Here is a 16552-nt window from a genome sequence, read left to right as displayed (position 1 = left end):
AAATCAGCTGGATGTGCCGGCGCCTTCGCGGCCCAGCGCGTGCACCAGGGCTTCGGCAAAGCGCAGCACGCGCGCGGGTGCGTCGGGCCGCCAGAGCGCGAGCACCTCGCTCGTGCAGGCCGCGTCGGCCAGCGGCAGCACGCACACGCCCTCGGGTGCGAGCCGGCCCATGGACGCGGGCACCACGGCCACGCCGAAGCCGCCCTGTACCAGGGCCAGCTGGGCCCATTTGCGCGAGCGCACCGAAGCCGCTGTCGGCTGGAAACCGGCCGCCGCGCACAGCTCGGCCACCCGGTGGCTCAGGCCGCCGCGCTCCCGGTGCGGCAGCGCGACGAAGCGCTGGTCGCGCAGTTCCGCCAGCGCGATCCGCTCACGGCCCGCGAGCGCATGGCCGGCGGGCACGAGCGCCACCAGCGGCTCCTCGTACAGCACGGCATGGCGCACGCCCTCGTAGCGCCGCAGGATGGGCGCGCGCGCCAGCCCGAGGTCGGCGCGGCCCTCGTGCACCTCGAGCGCCTGGCCTTCCGAAGAGGCCTGCGCCACCTCGACCGTGATCGACGGGTGCTGCTCGGCATAGCGCCTAAGCAGGACGAGCAGGGGTTCGGCCAGCGGGACCGAACTCGAATGCAGCAGCTGCAAGGTGCCCTGGGTGCCGCGCTGCGCATGCGCGGCATTGGCCGCCGCGGTTGCCAGCGCCGCGAGGATGCGCCGCGCATCGGCATAGAGCGACTGGCCCGCGGGTGTCATGGCCAGCTTGCGCGTGTCGCGCAGCAGCAGCGGCACCTGCAGCTCGCGCTCCATCTCGCGCACCTGCCGGCTCAGCGCGGACTGCGCGACGAACAGCCGCTCGGCCGCGAGGCTGAAGCCGCCCGCATCGACGATCTCCACGAAGTAGCGCAATTGCCGATGGGTGAGCATGGGGGGATTCTGGCATTCGGGGCCATGGCGTTTCAGCGCGCCGTCATGTGCTGGCCACGGCCTGGGGCGACCTGGATCGCCTGCACCGCGCGCGAGAAGGCGCGAGCGTCCATCGTTCTTTGCGCGAACACATGTTCGTTTGATTTTCGTGAGACGAATTGACAAGTCACGCGCGTCATCGAGAAGTTGCGGCACCTCGTCGCAAGACGAATGCGCCGCTGCGCCCTAGTATTTCGCAGCGGCGCGCCCGAGGAGAAAAAGACGCCGCCGGCCACGTCCCTCGCCGTCGAGGGCGTGATGTGCACGACCCCACGAAGAAGCAGGAGACAACGATGCTTGCAACCCACGAGACAGCGGCGGCAGAAGCCGGTGTCGGCAGCGAGAAGGTGTTCGAGAACGACAAGGTGATCGTCTGGAACTTCGAACTCGCACCAGGCGACGAGACACCCGTCCATACCCATGAGCGCTCCTACATGTGGTACGCCATCCAGGGCGCGCCGCTGCAGATCTACGACGAGCACGGCAAGGACCTGGGCGTGTTCGACGTGCCCACCGGCGGCGTCTTCTCGCTCAAGTGCGAGAACGGCGTGATCGAGGTGATGTCGGACATCGGCAAGGGCGTGACCGTGCCGGCCCGGCACAAGGCGCGCAACATGGGCCAGGCGCGCTACCGCGAGGTGCTGGTCGAGTACAAGTGAGCGACTAGCGCTTTCCCGACTGGTTCGTCGCGGCGGCTGGGGCCATCATTCCGGCGCACCTGCTCTCCGGGCGAAGCGCGATCGGTCCGGCGCGGGGCAGTGCAACCAAGGAGTCGATGTGTCTGCCCCGTTGCGAATCCTCCATGGCGCCTTCGGGCGGGTGGTGCTGCTGCAGGTCCACCGTTCGATGGCCCTGCACGCGCACCGCGACTGCCACATCGTGTTCAAGGTCGGCGGCGGCGAGATCCAGTTCGGCGTGGGCCGGCGCGAGCATCCGGTGACGGCCCAGAGCGTGCTCATGATCAACACCTGGGAACCGCACTTCTACGACCACCGCGGCCCCGAGCCCTGCGTGCTGCTGGCGCTCTACCTGCATCCGCGCTGGCTCAAGGAGGTCGACCGGATTTTCACCCGAAGCGCGGGCCCGAAATTCTTCACCCGGCCCGTGGCCCTGCTCAACCGGCGCCTGGCCGGATTGCGCGACGACATCCTCGACCTGCTGAGCCAGCACGAGCCGGCGCCGCCCGAGGCGGTCGAGGCCTTGATCGCCGACGTCTTCACCGAGGCCGTGACGCTGACCGCGCCGCTGTCGCGCCTGCGCTGGAGCGGCGTGCATGGCGAACTGGGCTACGACGCGCGCATCCGGCAGGTCGTCGAGGGTGCGATGGCAGGCAGCAACGCGCCGCTGTGCCTGGACGAACTCGCGCAGTCGGCCGGCCTGTCGCGCGCGCAGTTCTTCCGCCTGTTCCTGCGTTCGACCGGCCTCACGCCCAAGACCTTCGTGAACATGCTGCGCATGGAGGAATGCCTCAAGAGCGTGGTGCGGCGCGACACCCCGCTGCAGCAGATCGCGCTGCAATGCGGCTTCGACACGGCCGGCAATTTCACGCGCTTCTTCTCGGCGCGCCAGGGCATGGTGCCGAGCAAGTACCGGCGGGTGGCGGAGCTGCTGGGCCCGGACGAATAGGGACCGTTCACGCCGTGGCGGGATCGTGAACCGCCTTTGGTCGGAGGCCCAGAAAACAGGATCCGCCTTGGTGTCCAATGTGCTGCCTCGGCACATCACAACACCACGGAGGGAGGCTGCAGCATGAAGCTTGGCAAGATCGTTTGGGGAGGGCTCGCCGTTCTGGCCATCGCCGGTACCGCGGGCTGGTTCAGCCTGGACAAGGAAACGCGCGGCCTGCTCGCCACGTTGCCGACCAACAGCGATGTGCTGTTCTGGAACCAGGCGCAGCGCGATGCGGGCTTCCGGGCCCTCGACCGGCTGCCCGTGCTGGCCAAGGCACGCGTGGTGGCCGCCGGCACCACGCCATCCCCCTTGCCACCGGGGCCGCCCCTGGTGCTGCCGCTGGACCTCGATGCCTTCATGGCGCAACAGCGCAGTGCCGCGCTCGTGATCCTGCAGGGCGGCAAGCTGCGCCTGGAACGCTACGGCCTGGGCTTCGACGCCCAGGGGCGCTGGACCAGCTTCTCGGTGGCGAAATCCCTCACCTCCACCCTGCTCGGCGCCGCCGTGCGCGACGGCCACATCCGCAGCCTCGACGACAAGGTCAGCGACTACATCCAGGAGATGAAGGGCTCGGCCTATGACGCCGTGAGCATCCGCGACCTGCTGACCATGACCTCGGGCGTGCGCTGGAACGAGAACTACGCCGATCCGCAGTCGGACGTGGCGCTCTTCAACAAGCATCGGCCCGAGCCGGGTGTCGATGCGCTGGTGAGCTATCTGCGCCAGCTGCCCCGGGTGGCACCGGTGGGCACGCGCTGGAACTACAGCACCGGCGAGACCAACCTGGTGGGGGTGCTGGTGACGCGCGCCACGGGCAAGCCGCTGGCCGACTACCTCTCGGAGAAGATCTGGCGGCCGGCCGGCATGGAACAGCAGGCCACCTGGATGCTCAGCCGCACGGGCCAGGAGATCAGCGGCTGCTGCATCCAGGCGGCCACGCGCGACTTCGCGCGCTTCGGACAGTTCATCCTCGACGGTGCACGGGTCGGCGGGCAGCCCATCGTGCCGGACGACTGGCTGGCCCAGGCCACCACCCGGCGCGCCGACACCGGCCAGCCGGGCCGCGGCTACGGCTACCAGTGGTGGACCTACGACGACGGCAGCTTCGCGGCGCGCGGCATCTTCGGTCAGGGCATCTTCATCGACCCGAAGCGCCGGCTGGTCATCGCCTCCAACGGCGATTGGGCCGGCGGGGCGTCGAGCCGTGTCGACGGCGCGGCGCGGGATGATTTCTACAAGGCGGTGCAGAAGGCCGTCGACGACGAGGGCGTGGCGAAGCCTTGAGCGGGGCGCCACGATGGCTTGACGCCAGCCGTGCGGCGCCTCAATCCACCGAGGCCACAACCGCATCACGGAACCAGCGCTGGCCACCGTGCCCGTGATTGCGTTCGTGCCACACCATGCCCACGGCAAAGCCTTCCACCGGCAGCGGAGGCGCGACGGACCTGAGCCCGTCGGTGCGGCCGCGCATCAGCCGCTCCGGCACCAGCGCGACGAAGTTCGATCGGGTGACGATCTCCGGCACGGACAGGAACGATGCCGCGGACAGCACCACCTTCCGGCGGTGTCCCAGCAGGGCCAGGGTGTCGTCCACCGGCGTGCCGAATTCGCCGCCGCGCAGGGACACGATCACATGCTCGAGCTCGGCGAAGGCCGCCACCGTCATCACCTTGCGCAGGCGAGGATGCCTGCTGCGGCCGATGAGCACATAGCGCTCGTCGAAAAGAGGGCGCGTGCGCAGCGTCGGCGGGGCCACCGACGGCGTCATGAGCGCCAGGTCGACATCGCCGCAGGCCATCTGCGCTTCCAGCTGCGACAGGTCGAGGTGGCGCAGCGCCACCCGCACGGCCGGCGCCCTGGCCCTGAGCGCGATGACCAGCGGCAGCACCACCGCAGCCTGCAGGTAGTCGGTGCAGGCGATCGTGACGGTCAGCGCGGCCGTGGCGGGATCGAAGTCCGGTGCGCGCACGGTGGACCGCACATGGTCGAGCGCCTGGCGAAGCGGTGCGAGCAGCTCGAGGGCCTTGGCCGTGGGCGCCATGCCGCGCTGGGTCGGCATCAGCAGCGCATCGTCGAACATACCCCTCAGGCGGCTGAGCTGCGCGCTCACCGCCGGTTGGCTCAGGTGCAGGCGCGCCGCGGCTCGAGTCACGTTCTGCTCCGTGAGCAAGGCCTCCAGCGTCACGAGCAGGTTCAGGTCGAGGCGTTTGGTATCCATTCCATGGATAGTAGACCAGCACATTGACGATTTCACGGATGGCATCGAGCGGCACAGACTTCGCTCTTTCCATGGCACAGGCCTCGACCGAGGCACAGAGAAGATGAAAATCCTGATCGTTCACGCACACCCCGAACCCACGTCGCTGACGCGCCGCCTGGTTGCCCAGTCGGTGCGCACGCTGCAAGCCGGAGGCCACGAGGTGCTGCAGTCGGATCTGTATGCGATGCGCTGGAAGGCGGTGTTCGATGCCGACGATTTCCCTGCGCGCGCCGATCCCGAGCGGTTGTCCTTCATCGCGGAATCGGGCCACGCGTACGCCACCGGCGCCCAGACCCTCGACGTCGCGGCGGAACAGGCAAAGGTGCTGGCCGTCGACGCCGTGATCTTCCAGTTTCCGTTGTGGTGGTACGGCATGCCGGCCATCATGAAAGGCTGGATCGACCGCGTGTGGGCCTATGGGCTCGCCTACGGCTACAAGGATGGCGGCAACACCTACCGCTATGGCGATGGCGCCTTCAAGGGCAAGCGCGCCCTGTTGGCCGTCGCCGTGGGCGGGCCGGAGAAGGACTATTCGGCGCGGGGCATCAACGGGCCGCTCGAGCAACTGCTGTTTCCGATCACCCACGGCACGCTCTACTTTCCCGGCTTCGACGTGCTGCCCACGCACGCGGTCTACGACAGCGGGCGCCTGAACGCGCAGGGCCTGGCCCTGGCAGAGGCTGCCTGGTGTGCGCGCCTCGAGACGCTCTTCGACGCCGCGCCGATTCCCTTCAGGGCGCAGAACGGCGGGGACTATCCGGACCGCCATGTGCTGGCAGCGCACGTCGCGGTCGGGCAGACCGGATTGATGGCGCACATCGCAGAGGCGGCGTCGGCGCCCGACGAGAGCGCTGTCGTCTGCCACGGCGAGGTGTCCTGACGGGCGAATTCAGGCAGGCGGCAGGCGGCATGCGCACCCGCTCACAGCCGCGTCCGATAGACCGCCGGCGTCGCCCCGAAGGTGCGCCGGAACAGGCCGATGAACGCACTCGCGGTCGCATAGCCCAGGTCCAGCGCGATGGCGGTCACCGGCATGCCGGCCGCGAGCATTTCCAGCGAACGCATCATGCGCGCCCGCTGCCGCCAGGCCGTGAAGTTGAAGCCGGTCTCGGCCACGAAGCGGCGGCTCAAGGTGCGCGAACTCACCGCGGCCCAGGCCGCCCAGGCCTCGAGGTCGCGCGCGTCGGCCGGGTCCGCGATCAGCGCCTTCGCGATCCGCTGCAGGCGCGGGTCGGCTGGCAGCGGCAAGCCGAAGGGCTCGACCGGCAGGTGGCGGATCTCGTCCAGGATCAGCGCCGCGACATGCGCGCGCGCGCCCTCCAGCGGCTGCGACTGCAGGGGCCAGCTGGTCGCCCGCAACACGGCCTCGCGCAGCAGGCCCGAGGTGCGGATCGTGCAGGGCCGCGGCGGCAGGTCGGCGCAGGCCGACTCGGCCACATAGACACTCCAGCCGTGGAAGGGCCCATGCGACCGGCCCGAATGCCGCTGGTGCGGCGGCAGCCACACCGCATGGATGGCGGGCACGATCCAGACGCCGTCTTCCACACCCACCGACAGCAGGCCGCGCAGCGAGCCGAACAGCTGGCCGCGCGCATGGGAATGTGCCCCGGACGCCAGTTCGCCGTCCTGGCTGCCCTCGGCCGCGATCACGACCGGGCCGTCGTCGCGGTCGACATGGTCGGCGAGTTGGAGCAGAGGGTCGAGCATGGCGGATTCGAGCTATTGGTTGGCCGATCCAGTCTACAGCCGCCGGTATGTTCGTCCTTACGCTAGAGGCCAACCCTTCAGGAGCTTGCCCATGCGCGCACAGGACGTCCTTCCGGACACACAGAACGAGATCGAGATCCAGGGCACCACCGTCCGCAAGGGCACGGTGGGCGCCTTCCTCGTCAACGCCGCGGCTTTCGCGAATCCGGCCCTCGCGCCCGCGGCGCGCGAGGCCGCGCTGCGGGACCTCGAGGCCTTGTTGCCCGCGCTGCGGGCGCTGGGCCTGTTCGATGTGTTCGAGATCCGCAACCCGCAGCTGCGCGCCTTCGTCGAGGCGCGGATCGGCGCCGCATCGCCCTTGGAGGCCTGATGCAGCTCGACACGACGAGATTCCCGCTGGTGTTCATGCGCGAAGCGGAACATCAGACGTCGACGACTGGCACGCCGGAGCAGGCACTGGCGGCCCTGCTCGACCGTGGCGAGCGCTTCGTGCTGCTCACCGACCACCTGCCCGGCGACCATGCCGACGAGCGCCACGAGGACCGCAAGCAGCGCGCGCTGTTCTTCAAGCGCCACAAGGCGCGGATGCGCGCGCTGTGCCAGGGCATGGTGCTGATCACAGGCGACCGCGCGATCCCGGCGGCGGTTCGATTGGCGGCTCAAGGCGCTGGCAAGGTGCTCGGGCTGGCGATTGCGTTCGTCGAGACCGAGCGCGAAGCGGCCGAGGCGGCCGAGAAGTGGCTGGCCAAGGCCGAAGGGGTTGGCGAGGATGGCTGATCGGGCGCTGCCAGGCCTCTTCAGGTCCCCCGATGCAGCACCACCCGCGCCTCGATGGCCCGCGCCCTCAGCTGGCCGCAGCCGCCATCGACATCCTGCCCGGCCGAGTAGCGCAGCTTGGTGAGGATGCCGCGCTGGAGCAGCGTGCGGGCGATGTGTTCGCAGCGTTCCCGCTGCGGGCGGCTGAAGGCCGTGCCGTCCACCGTGTTGAAGGGGATCATGTTGAGCACGCCGTACTTGCCGCCCAGCAGGGCGACGATGCCCTCGATCTCCTCGTCGCTGTCGTTGACGCCTTCCAGCAGCGTCCACTGGTACTGCACGGGGTAGCCCGAGGCACGCGCGTAGCCTTCGCTGGCGTCGACCAGTTCCTCGGGCGACAGGTTCGGTGCGCGGGGCAGCAGCTTGCGGCGCAGTGCGGCGTCGGTCGTGTGCAGCGAGAGCGCCAGCGCGGGCTTCACCGTGCTCCGCTGCAGGCGCTCGAAGGCGCGCGGATCGCCCACGGTGGAGAACACCAGGTTCTTGTGGCCGATGTTGCCGGCCGTGCCCAGCAGCTCGATCGCCTCCATCACGTTGTCCAGGTTGTGGGCCGGCTCGCCCATGCCCATGAACACCACCTTGGTCACGGCGCGACGCTGGCGCGCGAGCACCACCTGGGCCACGATCTCGGCGCTGCCGACCTGGCGCAGAAGCCCGTCACGCCCCGTCATGCAGAACTGGCAGCCGACCGCGCAACCGACCTGCGACGACACGCACAGGCCGCCGCGCGGCAGCAGCACGCTTTCCACCGTCTGGCCGTCGGCCAGCGCCACCAGCAGGCGCTCGGACCCGTCGGCCCCGGGATGGACCGCGTCGATGCGCGCCAGCCCGGCGAGCTCGGCCTCGATGCGCGGCATCGCCGCCAGCAGGGACGACGGAAAGAAGGTGTGCGGCCGGCGCCGGCCGCTGTCCTGCGGCCGCGCATGCGACCACATGCGCAGGATCCGGTGTTCGTGCAGCGGGCCGGCGCCGTCGTCCTGCAGCCGCTGCCTCAGTTCGTGGATTTGCATGGGGCTGCCCTGGGAAACAAAAAACCCAGCAAGTCACTGACTTACTGGGCTCCGTATCTGGTGGCTCTTCATGAAAGAAAAATCAGAATTCTATAAGTCCTTGAAGATCAAGTACTTGCGAACCCCCGGCGGTCAGAAGTTGGACGGAATTCGTGGCGCCGACCGTCTCACACTCGCCGCCAAAAGCCAAGTCTAGTTGTGCGTGCGTCTGGGCGCTTGGGCATCGCCTCAAGCTTGGAGTGTTCGCCTCGTCATTGTCCAAGGCGCCCACGTAGCGGCTGCCCGCCTCATCGTTGTCATCGTTGCTGGCTGCCTATGAGCTTTCGCCAGCGCTGCGAAAGCGCGCGGTTGGCCTGACGGCAAACCAGGACCGTAACATCTGCCTGTCGAGCCCTGCTGATCCCCGCGGGGCCGCCGCCGGAGCCACGCATGTCCACTGTCGGGTTGCTGAAACGAGTCCTGCGCACCAAGCCCACCGTGGTCACGCGCGCGTTCTTCTGGAAGATCAAACACAACACCGAGCGCGAGGACATCTGCCTCAAGATCGGCCGCTACAAGAAGTCCGGATGGTTCAACGTCCCGGAAGAAGTCGAGAACACTCAACCCAAGTCCGAGCTGACGCTGGACCATGAGGAGTTCGAAGCTCTCATCGCATTTCTGCAAGAGAGCTACGCCCCGTTCAAGCAAGGCGTCAAAGCCTTCATCCCGCTGGACCGCCCCTTCGAAGCCACCAACGCCGCCCAGATCAAAGCGCTCTTCTCCCTGCCGGCCAAGGCCGACTTGGTGCGTTTCATCTTGGACAACGAGATCATTCCCGCCGAGTTGGAAGAAGGGCTGCGCCAGGCCCGCCGCGTGAGGGCAGTCAAGGAATTCAGGGCGATGCTGGAAGACGACCTGGTCGAGCAGCGTTGGCAAAAGTGGTTCGAGCAGAACAGTTGGGTGCTCGGCAGCGAGTTTGTCCGCATCCTCGACGAGCGGCGCATCGATACGCGCAACATCTCGGACTTTCTGATGGAGGCCTATGACGGCTTTCTTGACGTGGTGGAGATCAAGCGGCCAGGTGGAGGCATGCAGTTTTGGGCTGCGACCATGGACCACGGCAACTGGGTGCCATCGACTGACCTCATCAAAGCAATCACCCAGTCTTCGCGCTACTTGCATGAGATCGAGCTAGAGGCCAACAGCAATAAGTTCTTGGCGAGCGTGGGCGGCGTGAAGACCGTCAAGCCGCGATGCGTGCTGGTGTTCGGTCGATCGGCAGGCTGGACTGCGGAGCAGGCCGAGGCTTACCGAATCCTCAACGCTAGCTTTCACAACATCACCATCCTTACCTATGACCACGTGCTGGCGCGCGCGGAGCGCATCGTCGACATCGGCGAACGCTTCGCTGCGGATTCGACCGCGCCTTGCGGCCCTGCCGCGCCAAGAAGTAATCTGGACGATGGTGGATGGGACGACCTGGAGAGTTTGCGATGAGCCACATGGGACTATGCAAGTTGTGCGGAAACACGGCCGACCTGCAACTGAGCCACATCATCCCGGCGTTCGTGTTCAAGTGGCAGCGCGCGTCCTCCGGCAACAGGCATCTGCGGAGCTCGGACGAACCCAACGCTCGCGTCCAGGATGGGATCAAAAAGCATTGGCTTTGCTCCGACTGCGAAGAGTTGTTTAGCCGGTCCGAGCGAGCGTTCGCGACCCACGTTTTTCATCCGTATGTCGATCGGTCGGGAGGGCGGTTCAGCTACGGCCCATGGATGCTCCACTTCTGCGTCTCGGTTTCTTGGCGCTTGATCAAGCTCGCTCTCGAAGAGGCCACGTTTGATGGATGGACCGAGGACGAGATGAGCTCGGTCAAACGCGCCGAGGTGACGTGGCGAGAATTTCTGCTGGGCCAGCGAGCTCATCCGGGCGAGTTTCGCCAGCACCTGCTTCCTACCGATGAATTCAGCTCCCAGATTCCGGGCATGGTCCCGAATTTCAACCGCTACATGATGCGCGCGATACAGATGGACCTCGCTCGCGGCTCCAAGTCGACATTCACCTTCGCCAAGCTCGGCCGCTTCATGCTCATCGGGTCGATCAGGGAGGTCTCCAGCGACTGGTCAGGCACCAAGGTGAACGCCAACGAAGGTGTCGTCGCGCCTCGAAAATACATGGTGCCTGGCTCGATGTTCGGATACTGGAACCACAAAGCCCAAGCGATGGCCGACGCCCTCGGATCGGTGTCGCCGCGCCAGAAGCAAAAGATCGAGGACGCGTTCCGCGCCAACATCGAGAGATTTTCCGAAAGCGACGCGTTCAGAGCGATGCAAGCCGATGTGGAGATGTTTGGGGAGAGCGCGTTTAGCCCTTCGACGCCCTTGCCGCCCGTGGCTTGATACCCGACACGAAAACCTCGCGACCTGGCTTGCGATCGAGGCCACCAAATCTCGGAGACAGCAGCGCAATCTGCGGCAGATCCGCACACACTTCTCCACACCATGAAGCCTTCAGGCTCACAAAGCGGGTGGGCCAGTATTTAGTGGAAATCTAGGGTCAGAGATCGGTGCAACCCAATACTCAATGGCTTCGATGCGCGCGAGCATGAGCTCTTTGGCTCGCCGAAGGTCGTCATCGGTGTTGATGCCCGTGAGCTTGGTGCCGTTTGGGAACTCAGCGTCGAACTCGCGGCCTGTTTCAAATGCCCTGAGGATGTCTCCCATCGAGGGCTCGTTCTGTCGTTACGCCATTGACCATTCCCAGTTGAGCTTGGAGACCAACTTGGTAGCCAAGGCCCTGTCCTTGGTCTTCAAAGATTTTTGGCGCGTCTGTCCGCTGATAGTCAGGCGGAAGCACCACACGCCGCAGGGGTTGAGATGCAGAGCGGGAATACGTGGGCGGTTGGGCGATGGGTTCGGCATGGCATTGTTGCGACACCGGCCCGAGAAGCGAAAAACCCACCTCAGCTTGCGCTGAGGCGGGTTTCCGTTGATTTGGTGGCTCTTCACGGATTCGAACCGCGGACCTGTGGATTATGATTCCATCGCTCTAACCGACTGAGCTAAAGAGCCGAGCCTGAGATTATAGCTCGAGCTTTGTATGCCCCGTCAACTGCCTCGCGGCAATTTGTCGAGTTCCTCGGTCACGAGCCGCACGATCAGCCGGTCCAGGGTCTGGACCGAGTAGCTGCCCACGTCGTGCACCGTCTCGCGGCCCGGGCCGCTCGAAGGGCGTTCGGCGTCCTTGTAGGTGAGGAACACGAAGCGCCCGCCGGTGTACTGCGCGATCTGCCGCTGGACGTATTCGCCCTGCTTGTCGAGGCCGCTCGCGCCCACGCTGAACACCTTGATGCCCTTGCCCAGCGCGACCAGCATGTCGTCGTCGTACTGCGGGCCGCCGTAGTCCAGGTGCGGCGGCGCGTCGGCCAGCAGCACGACCATGCGGGTCGCGCCGCTGCCGCGCCAGCTCAGCCGGTGCACCGTCTCGTGCAGCGCCTCGTTCATCGCCTCCGGGTAGTCGCCGCCGCCGTTGGCCTGCAACGCGTTCAGCACGCCCTGGAAGGCGTCGAGGTCGTTCGTAAAGTCGTGGCTGCGCAGCAGGAATGCATCGCCCTTGTCGCGGTAGGCCACCAGGCCGAAGCAGGTGTCGGGGCGGCTGGGCAGTTGCGCCACTTCGCTGGCGATGGTGCGCAGGGTGCTCTTGAGGCGGCCGATCTCGTCGGCCATCGAGCCGGTGGCGTCGATCAGGAAGACCAGGTCCAGCCGCGCGCGCGCTGGCGCCGCGTCGTCAGCCAGCACGATGTCGACCGCGCTCTTCTGGCCGCGCTGCAGGAAGCCGCTGGCCTGGCGGCCGTTCTTGCGCACCGCGATCTCGTAGACCTGGCTGGCGTTCGGGTCGAAGGCGTCGGGATGCAGCCAGGCGCGGCCTCCCGCGTCGGTGCGGGCCCACATCGCGGCGCCTCCGGGGGCGCGCACCGCCACCTCGGCATCGGGCACGACGGCACCGCGCGCGCTGCGCACCTGCAGCAGGTAGCGCTGGCGCACGTCGCGGGCGCGGTGCGTGACCTGGGTGCGGTCTCGGAAGCGGAGGTACTCGCCGAAGTCGGCGTTGTCGTCGACCATGCCGGCGGTCACGGGCTGCTGAGCTTGCTGCGGTGTCTGGCGCGGCATGGGCAGGAGGGCCGGTTCGGTCATGCGGCGGGCCGAAGGCGCCGCGGCGATGGCCGGTGAGGACGGCGGCGCGGCGGCGGGGATCTCCGATTCGGCGACCGAAGCGTCGGCCACGGCCTCGCCGGCCTCCGCGCGATCGCTGCGCCGCTTGCTGGCGACACCTGCACGCTCGCGCATGTCGCCGCGTGCGCTGGCCTGCGGATCGCGCCCCGGCACCTCCCGCGTCTGGATCGGACGCGCGCAGCTCAGCGCCGACGGTGCCTGGAAGTTCGGCGTGCGCAGCACGGCCGCGCCGGCGGGCCACTGCGGTGGCGTGCCTGGCGTGGGCAGCGGCGGCTGGGGTTGGGGCGTGGGCTCGGGCCAGGCGGTGGGGCCTTCAACCACCACGCTCCGGGCCTGGCAGGCGCCGAGCAGCAACTGCGCGCACAGCAGCACGACGACGGCGCGCGGGCCACGTGAAAGACGTCGGGCCGCGGGACGGGCGGCGGAGGCGGTCGAAGGAGGGACGGAAGGCAGGGTCATCGAGGACTCCGAGGGTGAGTGATGTCCTTGATACGGCCGGCACGGACGTCCGGGGTTCGGGTCGGCCAAAGAAAACGCTGCGTGCAAACCCCGAACGCCGTCGCCGCGCGTACAAGCTGAGGTGAGAATCTGTCCATGCAGTCCCCCCCGCCCGTCGCGGCTTCCGCGATCCATGCCGCCATGCCGGACGACCAGCTGATGCTGGCCTATGCCGGCGGCGACACCGCGGCCTTCGACCTGCTCTATGCGCGCCACGAAGGCGCGCTGTACCGTTTCGTTCGGCGGCTGCTGGGTGTGCGGCTGGCGGCCGAGGTCGACGAGGTGTTCCAGGAGACCTGGGTGCGCGTCATCACGGCGCGCGACAGCTTCTCGCCGCAGGGCGCCGCGTGGCGCACCTGGGCCTTCACCATCGCGCACAACCTGGCGATGGACCGGTTGCGCGCGAGCGGGCGCCAGGTGGTCTTCCATGCGCACGACGAGGACGGCGACGGCATCGAGGCCGCGCAGCTGTTCGGGCGCGCCCTGGTCAACGACCTGGGGCAGCCGGTCGACGCCGCCCATCCCTCGGCCGAGGACATGGCCTTCTGGCGCTCGGCCGGCCGGCGGCTGCTGAACTGCCTCGACGAACTGCCCGACGAGCAGCGCGCGGCCTTCCTGCTGCACCACGAAGACGGCTTCACCGTCGAGGCCCTGGCCACCACGCTCGAGATCGGCTTCGAGACGGTGCGCAGCCGGCTGCGCTACGGCATGAAGAAACTGCGCGGGTGCATGGAGCGCTATCTGACGGCGCTGGGGGAGGGCGCATGAGCGATCCGACCTCGATCCACGACGACGATGCGGACGACCTGCGCGACCCGGTGCTGCAGCGCGCGCTCGAGAACGCGCCCGACCAGGCGGCCACGCCCGACTGGCGCCTGGGCGAGTCGATCCGCGCGATGGCGCACGAGGCCGTGGCGCCCTCCTTGCCCGAACTGCCGCTGCAACGCACCTGGTGGCAGCGGCTGCTGGGCATCGGCGCGGGCGGCGGTGTGCCGTGGAATGCGGCCTTCGCGACCGTGCTGGTCGGCGTGCTGGTCACCTTGATGTGGCAGCGCGAAGAGGTGCCGGGTGCGCGGCCCGATGGCGCGCAGCAACAAGCGGCGCCCGCGGCGGCCGCGCCACAGGCCGAGGTCGCGCAAGGCGCACCGGCACCAGCGCCCGCGGCCCCGCCGGCACCCGAGCCCGCCCCTCCGCCCAGCGCGCTCGATGCGCAGCTGGCCGAGTCCCGCGCGACCAACGCGGCCGCCACGCGCGCGCTCGACGAGGACGAAGCCCGCGCCAAGCGCGACCGCCAGGCCGAGACCGAGGCGGCGACGGCGCGTGCGCGCGCGCTCAGGAAGGAGATCGCGCGCTCCCCGTCGCCGGTGCCACCGGCCCCGCCCGCCGCACCGGCGACGGCCGAGGCGCCGTCCGGCCGCGCGGGCCCGCAGGCGGCGATCACCGAGCGGCGGACCTTCGCCGCACCGCAGGACGCCGCCCCGGCGGCCGCGCCACCGCGCGCGGCGGCCGTGGCGCCCTCTCCAGCGCCGGTGGTGCCCGCAGCCACCGCGCCGCCAAGCTTCGCCGCGCTGTCGCAATGGACCGTGCTGCACATCACGCGCCCCGATGGCGAAACGCGCACCCTGCAGCGGGCCGAGGCGCGCGAGCTGGGCGCGCTGATCGGCTCGGCGGCGTTGGCTGGAGTAGGCGCCCGGCCCTTGCGCGGCAAGGTCGACTGGCGCATCACGCTCGATCGAAACGGCGAGGCGCTGGCGGTGCTGGAACTGGCCGGCAGCCAGGTGCGCTGGCGCGAAGAGGGCGTGGCGCCAGGCATCGGTTCGCCCGGGGCCGACGCCCTGAAGGGATTGCGCGCCGCGCTGGAAGAGGCGAGCGCCCCGGCGCAGCCGCCGTCACCGCCGCGCTGAGGCGCGGCCGGTGACGGCCGGCGTCATTCGTGCTTGAACTCGGCCTTGCGCTTGTTCACGAAGGCGTCCATGCCTTCCTTCTGGTCGTGGGTGGCGAACAGCGCGTGGAACAGCCGGCGCTCGAACATCACGCCGTCGCTCAGGCCGCTCTCGAAGGCGCGGTTGACCGATTCCTTGGCCGCCATCACCGCGATCTGCGAGAAGTCGGCGATCTGCAGCGCCGCGCCCAGGGCCTCGTCGGCCAGCTTGTCGAAGGGCACCACGCGGCTCACCAGGCCCGCGCGCTCGGCTTCGGCGGCGTCCATCATGCGGCCGGTCAGCGCCATGTCCATGGCCTTGCTCTTGCCCACCGCGCGCGGCAGGCGCTGCGTGCCGCCAGCGCCGGGGATCACGCCCAGCTTGATCTCGGGCTGGCCGAACTTGGCGTTGTCGGCCGCGATGATGAAGTCGCACATCATGGCCAGCTCGCAGCCACCGCCCAGCGCGAAGCCCGACACGGCCGCGATCACCGGCTTGCGGATGCCGCGGATGGTTTCCCAGTTGCGCGTGATGTAGTCGCCCTTGTAGGCGTCGATGAAGCTGTACTTGGCCATCGCGCTGATGTCGGCGCCGGCGGCGAAGGCGCGTTCGCTGCCGGTGATGACGATGCAGCCGATCGCGCCGTCGGCGTCGAAGGCCTGGAGCGCGGTGCCCAGCTCGGTCATCAGCGCGTCGTTGAGTGCGTTCAGCGCCTTGGGGCGGTTCAGGGTGATGACACCGACCTTGCCGGCCTCGGTGCGCACTTCGATGTTGTCGTAGCTCATGCTGTCTCCGTGAGAAGTGAAGGAATGCGGGGGATGCGGGCCACTATAACCAGCGTGGCGACCCAGGATTGGCGACTTTATTGCGAATAATTCGCATCTAGAATGAACCAACGATTTGGAGTTGCCATGGAAGAAAACGCCGTCCTGTTGCGCGCCTATGCCCGGGCGCAGGAGCGCTGCTCGCGCCTGCTGGCCGAACAGGCCGCGCAGATCGTGCGGCTGCGCGCCGCGCTGATCGTGCGCGATTCGGCGCTGGCCATGGTGCGCGAGGCGCTGGCGGCGCCGGCCAGCGGCGTGTCACTGCCCAAGCGCCTGCAGAACCTGCTGCTGCCCGCGCGCCGCCGCGCCACGCGCGCCTCCCTGCCCGAGGCCGACCTGCGCGAGAAGGCGGTGCTGTGCGTGGGGCGGGCCGAGGAGGCGTCGGCCATGGCGCGCCAGCTGGTGGAGATCGCGGGTGGCCGCTTCCTGCACCACGACGGCCAGGACGACGTCGACGCCGCCGCGCTCGAGGCCAGCTTGCGCGCGGCCGACCTGGTGATCTGCCAGACCGGCTGCATGAGCCACGGCGCCTACTGGCGCGTGCAGGACCACTGCCGACGCACCGGCAAGCCCTGCGTGCTGGTGGGGCAGGAGCAGCCGATCCGGATCGTGCGGCGCGGGGAGACGGTCGGTTCCTAGCGTCTCAAGGTGCGGGCGCAGGGCCGCACCGCGTGAAACC

General features: G+C 68.5%; 18 protein-coding genes and 1 tRNA gene. 11 read left to right on the top strand and 8 right to left on the bottom strand.

Annotated elements, in window-relative coordinates:
- Nucleotides 1–3 precede the first annotated feature (3 nt).
- Nucleotides 4–918 carry a LysR family transcriptional regulator gene (locus A9977_RS23760; protein WP_183027317.1) on the bottom strand — a complete coding sequence of 305 codons (915 nt, stop codon included), beginning with the start codon at nt 916–918 and terminating at the stop codon, nt 4–6.
- Between the two features lie 332 nt (nt 919–1250).
- On the opposite strand from A9977_RS23760, the gene A9977_RS23755 reads away from it, so the two are divergent.
- The 3 genes from A9977_RS23755 (at nt 1251) to A9977_RS23745 (ending at nt 3912) form a co-directional block, all read left to right on the top strand.
- Nucleotides 1251–1616 carry a hypothetical protein gene (locus tag A9977_RS23755; RefSeq protein ID WP_183027316.1) on the top strand — a complete coding sequence of 122 codons (366 nt, stop codon included), beginning with the start codon at nt 1251–1253 and terminating at the stop codon, nt 1614–1616.
- Nucleotides 1617–1734: 118 nt separating this feature from the next.
- Nucleotides 1735–2583: an AraC family transcriptional regulator gene (locus A9977_RS23750; RefSeq protein WP_183027315.1), complete on the top strand. Its 849-nt coding sequence runs from the start codon at nt 1735–1737 to the stop codon at nt 2581–2583.
- A gap of 123 nt (nt 2584–2706) precedes the next feature.
- Entirely contained in the window at nt 2707–3912 is a 1206-nt protein-coding gene (locus A9977_RS23745) for a serine hydrolase (RefSeq protein WP_183027314.1), read from the top strand.
- Between the two features lie 40 nt (nt 3913–3952).
- Here A9977_RS23745 and A9977_RS23740 read toward each other — a convergent pair whose 3' ends face one another.
- On the bottom strand, nt 3953–4846 hold the full coding sequence (locus A9977_RS23740) for a LysR family transcriptional regulator (protein WP_183027313.1): 894 nt from the start codon (nt 4844–4846) through the stop codon (nt 3953–3955).
- Between the two features lie 103 nt (nt 4847–4949).
- On the opposite strand from A9977_RS23740, the gene A9977_RS23735 reads away from it, so the two are divergent.
- Complete coding sequence (locus A9977_RS23735; protein ID WP_183027312.1) at nt 4950–5768, top strand: NAD(P)H-dependent oxidoreductase; 819 nt, start codon at nt 4950–4952, stop codon at nt 5766–5768.
- 41 nt (nt 5769–5809) lie between these two features.
- Here A9977_RS23735 and A9977_RS23730 read toward each other — a convergent pair whose 3' ends face one another.
- Nucleotides 5810–6595 (bottom strand): helix-turn-helix transcriptional regulator, encoded by a 786-nt coding sequence (locus A9977_RS23730; protein WP_183027311.1) that lies wholly within the window; start codon nt 6593–6595, stop codon nt 5810–5812.
- Between the two features lie 91 nt (nt 6596–6686).
- On the opposite strand from A9977_RS23730, the gene A9977_RS23725 reads away from it, so the two are divergent.
- Together A9977_RS23725 and A9977_RS23720 are read left to right on the top strand one after the other, a co-directional pair.
- The gene (locus A9977_RS23725) at nt 6687–6965 is read left to right on the top strand and encodes a hypothetical protein (RefSeq protein WP_183027310.1); all 279 of its coding nucleotides are present in this window, start codon (nt 6687–6689) and stop codon (nt 6963–6965) included.
- Nucleotides 6965–7372 (top strand): hypothetical protein, encoded by a 408-nt coding sequence (locus A9977_RS23720; RefSeq protein WP_183027309.1) that lies wholly within the window; start codon nt 6965–6967, stop codon nt 7370–7372. The genes A9977_RS23725 and A9977_RS23720 overlap by 1 nt, the downstream gene beginning before the upstream one ends.
- Before the next feature lie 20 nt (nt 7373–7392).
- Here the strand turns inward: A9977_RS23720 and A9977_RS23715 are convergent, their stop codons facing one another.
- Nucleotides 7393–8418 carry an RNA methyltransferase gene (locus A9977_RS23715; RefSeq protein WP_183027308.1) on the bottom strand — a complete coding sequence of 342 codons (1026 nt, stop codon included), beginning with the start codon at nt 8416–8418 and terminating at the stop codon, nt 7393–7395.
- Nucleotides 8419–8847: 429 nt separating this feature from the next.
- Here A9977_RS23715 and A9977_RS23710 point away from each other — a divergent pair, with 429 nt between their 5' ends.
- Both A9977_RS23710 and A9977_RS23705 read left to right on the top strand, forming a co-directional pair.
- Complete coding sequence (locus tag A9977_RS23710; protein WP_183027307.1) at nt 8848–9894, top strand: Shedu anti-phage system protein SduA domain-containing protein; 1047 nt, start codon at nt 8848–8850, stop codon at nt 9892–9894.
- Nucleotides 9891–10796 carry a hypothetical protein gene (locus A9977_RS23705; protein ID WP_183027306.1) on the top strand — a complete coding sequence of 302 codons (906 nt, stop codon included), beginning with the start codon at nt 9891–9893 and terminating at the stop codon, nt 10794–10796. The genes A9977_RS23710 and A9977_RS23705 overlap by 4 nt, the downstream gene beginning before the upstream one ends.
- A gap of 117 nt (nt 10797–10913) precedes the next feature.
- On the opposite strand, the gene A9977_RS23700 is transcribed toward A9977_RS23705, so the two are convergent.
- The 3 genes from A9977_RS23700 to A9977_RS23690 all read right to left on the bottom strand — a co-directional run bounded on the left by A9977_RS23700 (nt 10914) and on the right by A9977_RS23690 (nt 13088).
- Nucleotides 10914–11120 (bottom strand): hypothetical protein, encoded by a 207-nt coding sequence (locus A9977_RS23700; RefSeq protein WP_183027305.1) that lies wholly within the window; start codon nt 11118–11120, stop codon nt 10914–10916.
- A gap of 271 nt (nt 11121–11391) precedes the next feature.
- Nucleotides 11392–11468: transfer RNA gene (locus A9977_RS23695), tRNA-Met, on the bottom strand.
- Between the two features lie 36 nt (nt 11469–11504).
- The gene (locus A9977_RS23690) at nt 11505–13088 is read right to left on the bottom strand and encodes a VWA domain-containing protein (RefSeq protein WP_183027304.1); all 1584 of its coding nucleotides are present in this window, start codon (nt 13086–13088) and stop codon (nt 11505–11507) included.
- A 135-nt stretch (nt 13089–13223) separates the two neighbouring features.
- On the opposite strand from A9977_RS23690, the gene A9977_RS23685 reads away from it, so the two are divergent.
- Nucleotides 13224–13895 carry a sigma-70 family RNA polymerase sigma factor gene (locus A9977_RS23685; RefSeq protein WP_259652120.1) on the top strand — a complete coding sequence of 224 codons (672 nt, stop codon included), beginning with the start codon at nt 13224–13226 and terminating at the stop codon, nt 13893–13895.
- Nucleotides 13892–15031 carry a hypothetical protein gene (locus tag A9977_RS23680; RefSeq protein ID WP_183027303.1) on the top strand — a complete coding sequence of 380 codons (1140 nt, stop codon included), beginning with the start codon at nt 13892–13894 and terminating at the stop codon, nt 15029–15031. The genes A9977_RS23685 and A9977_RS23680 overlap by 4 nt, the downstream gene beginning before the upstream one ends.
- Before the next feature lie 23 nt (nt 15032–15054).
- Here the strand turns inward: A9977_RS23680 and A9977_RS23675 are convergent, their stop codons facing one another.
- Nucleotides 15055–15834: an enoyl-CoA hydratase gene (locus tag A9977_RS23675; protein WP_183027302.1), complete on the bottom strand. Its 780-nt coding sequence runs from the start codon at nt 15832–15834 to the stop codon at nt 15055–15057.
- Between the two features lie 126 nt (nt 15835–15960).
- Here A9977_RS23675 and A9977_RS23670 point away from each other — a divergent pair, with 126 nt between their 5' ends.
- Nucleotides 15961–16512, top strand: a complete 552-nt coding sequence (locus A9977_RS23670; RefSeq protein WP_183027301.1) for a DUF2325 domain-containing protein — start codon at nt 15961–15963, stop codon at nt 16510–16512.
- Nucleotides 16513–16552 lie beyond the last annotated feature (40 nt).

It is taken from the genome of Variovorax sp. UMC13, assembly GCF_014170375.1.
Classification (GTDB): domain Bacteria; phylum Pseudomonadota; class Gammaproteobacteria; order Burkholderiales; family Burkholderiaceae_C; genus Variovorax.
This window is presented reverse-complemented; position numbering and strand designations above follow the sequence as displayed.

What these genes read in the sequence shown, in the direction of transcription:
- A9977_RS23760 (WP_183027317.1), bottom strand. Translation starts at nt 918, where the DNA reads ATGCTCACCCATCGGCAATTGCGCTACTTCGTGGAGATCGTCGATGCG.
- A9977_RS23755 (WP_183027316.1), top strand. Translation starts at nt 1,251, where the DNA reads ATGCTTGCAACCCACGAGACAGCGGCGGCAGAAGCCGGTGTCGGCAGC.
- A9977_RS23745 (WP_183027314.1), top strand. Translation starts at nt 2,707, where the DNA reads ATGAAGCTTGGCAAGATCGTTTGGGGAGGGCTCGCCGTTCTGGCCATC.
- A9977_RS23740 (WP_183027313.1), bottom strand. Translation starts at nt 4,846, where the DNA reads ATGGATACCAAACGCCTCGACCTGAACCTGCTCGTGACGCTGGAGGCC.
- A9977_RS23735 (WP_183027312.1), top strand. Translation starts at nt 4,950, where the DNA reads ATGAAAATCCTGATCGTTCACGCACACCCCGAACCCACGTCGCTGACG.
- A9977_RS23730 (WP_183027311.1), bottom strand. Translation starts at nt 6,595, where the DNA reads ATGCTCGACCCTCTGCTCCAACTCGCCGACCATGTCGACCGCGACGAC.
- A9977_RS23725 (WP_183027310.1), top strand. Translation starts at nt 6,687, where the DNA reads ATGCGCGCACAGGACGTCCTTCCGGACACACAGAACGAGATCGAGATC.
- A9977_RS23720 (WP_183027309.1), top strand. Translation starts at nt 6,965, where the DNA reads ATGCAGCTCGACACGACGAGATTCCCGCTGGTGTTCATGCGCGAAGCG.
- A9977_RS23715 (WP_183027308.1), bottom strand. Translation starts at nt 8,418, where the DNA reads ATGCAAATCCACGAACTGAGGCAGCGGCTGCAGGACGACGGCGCCGGC.
- A9977_RS23710 (WP_183027307.1), top strand. Translation starts at nt 8,848, where the DNA reads ATGTCCACTGTCGGGTTGCTGAAACGAGTCCTGCGCACCAAGCCCACC.
- A9977_RS23705 (WP_183027306.1), top strand. Translation starts at nt 9,891, where the DNA reads ATGAGCCACATGGGACTATGCAAGTTGTGCGGAAACACGGCCGACCTG.
- A9977_RS23700 (WP_183027305.1), bottom strand. Translation starts at nt 11,120, where the DNA reads ATGGGAGACATCCTCAGGGCATTTGAAACAGGCCGCGAGTTCGACGCT.
- A9977_RS23690 (WP_183027304.1), bottom strand. Translation starts at nt 13,088, where the DNA reads ATGACCCTGCCTTCCGTCCCTCCTTCGACCGCCTCCGCCGCCCGTCCC.
- A9977_RS23685 (WP_259652120.1), top strand. Translation starts at nt 13,224, where the DNA reads ATGCAGTCCCCCCCGCCCGTCGCGGCTTCCGCGATCCATGCCGCCATG.
- A9977_RS23680 (WP_183027303.1), top strand. Translation starts at nt 13,892, where the DNA reads ATGAGCGATCCGACCTCGATCCACGACGACGATGCGGACGACCTGCGC.
- A9977_RS23675 (WP_183027302.1), bottom strand. Translation starts at nt 15,834, where the DNA reads ATGAGCTACGACAACATCGAAGTGCGCACCGAGGCCGGCAAGGTCGGT.
- A9977_RS23670 (WP_183027301.1), top strand. Translation starts at nt 15,961, where the DNA reads ATGGAAGAAAACGCCGTCCTGTTGCGCGCCTATGCCCGGGCGCAGGAG.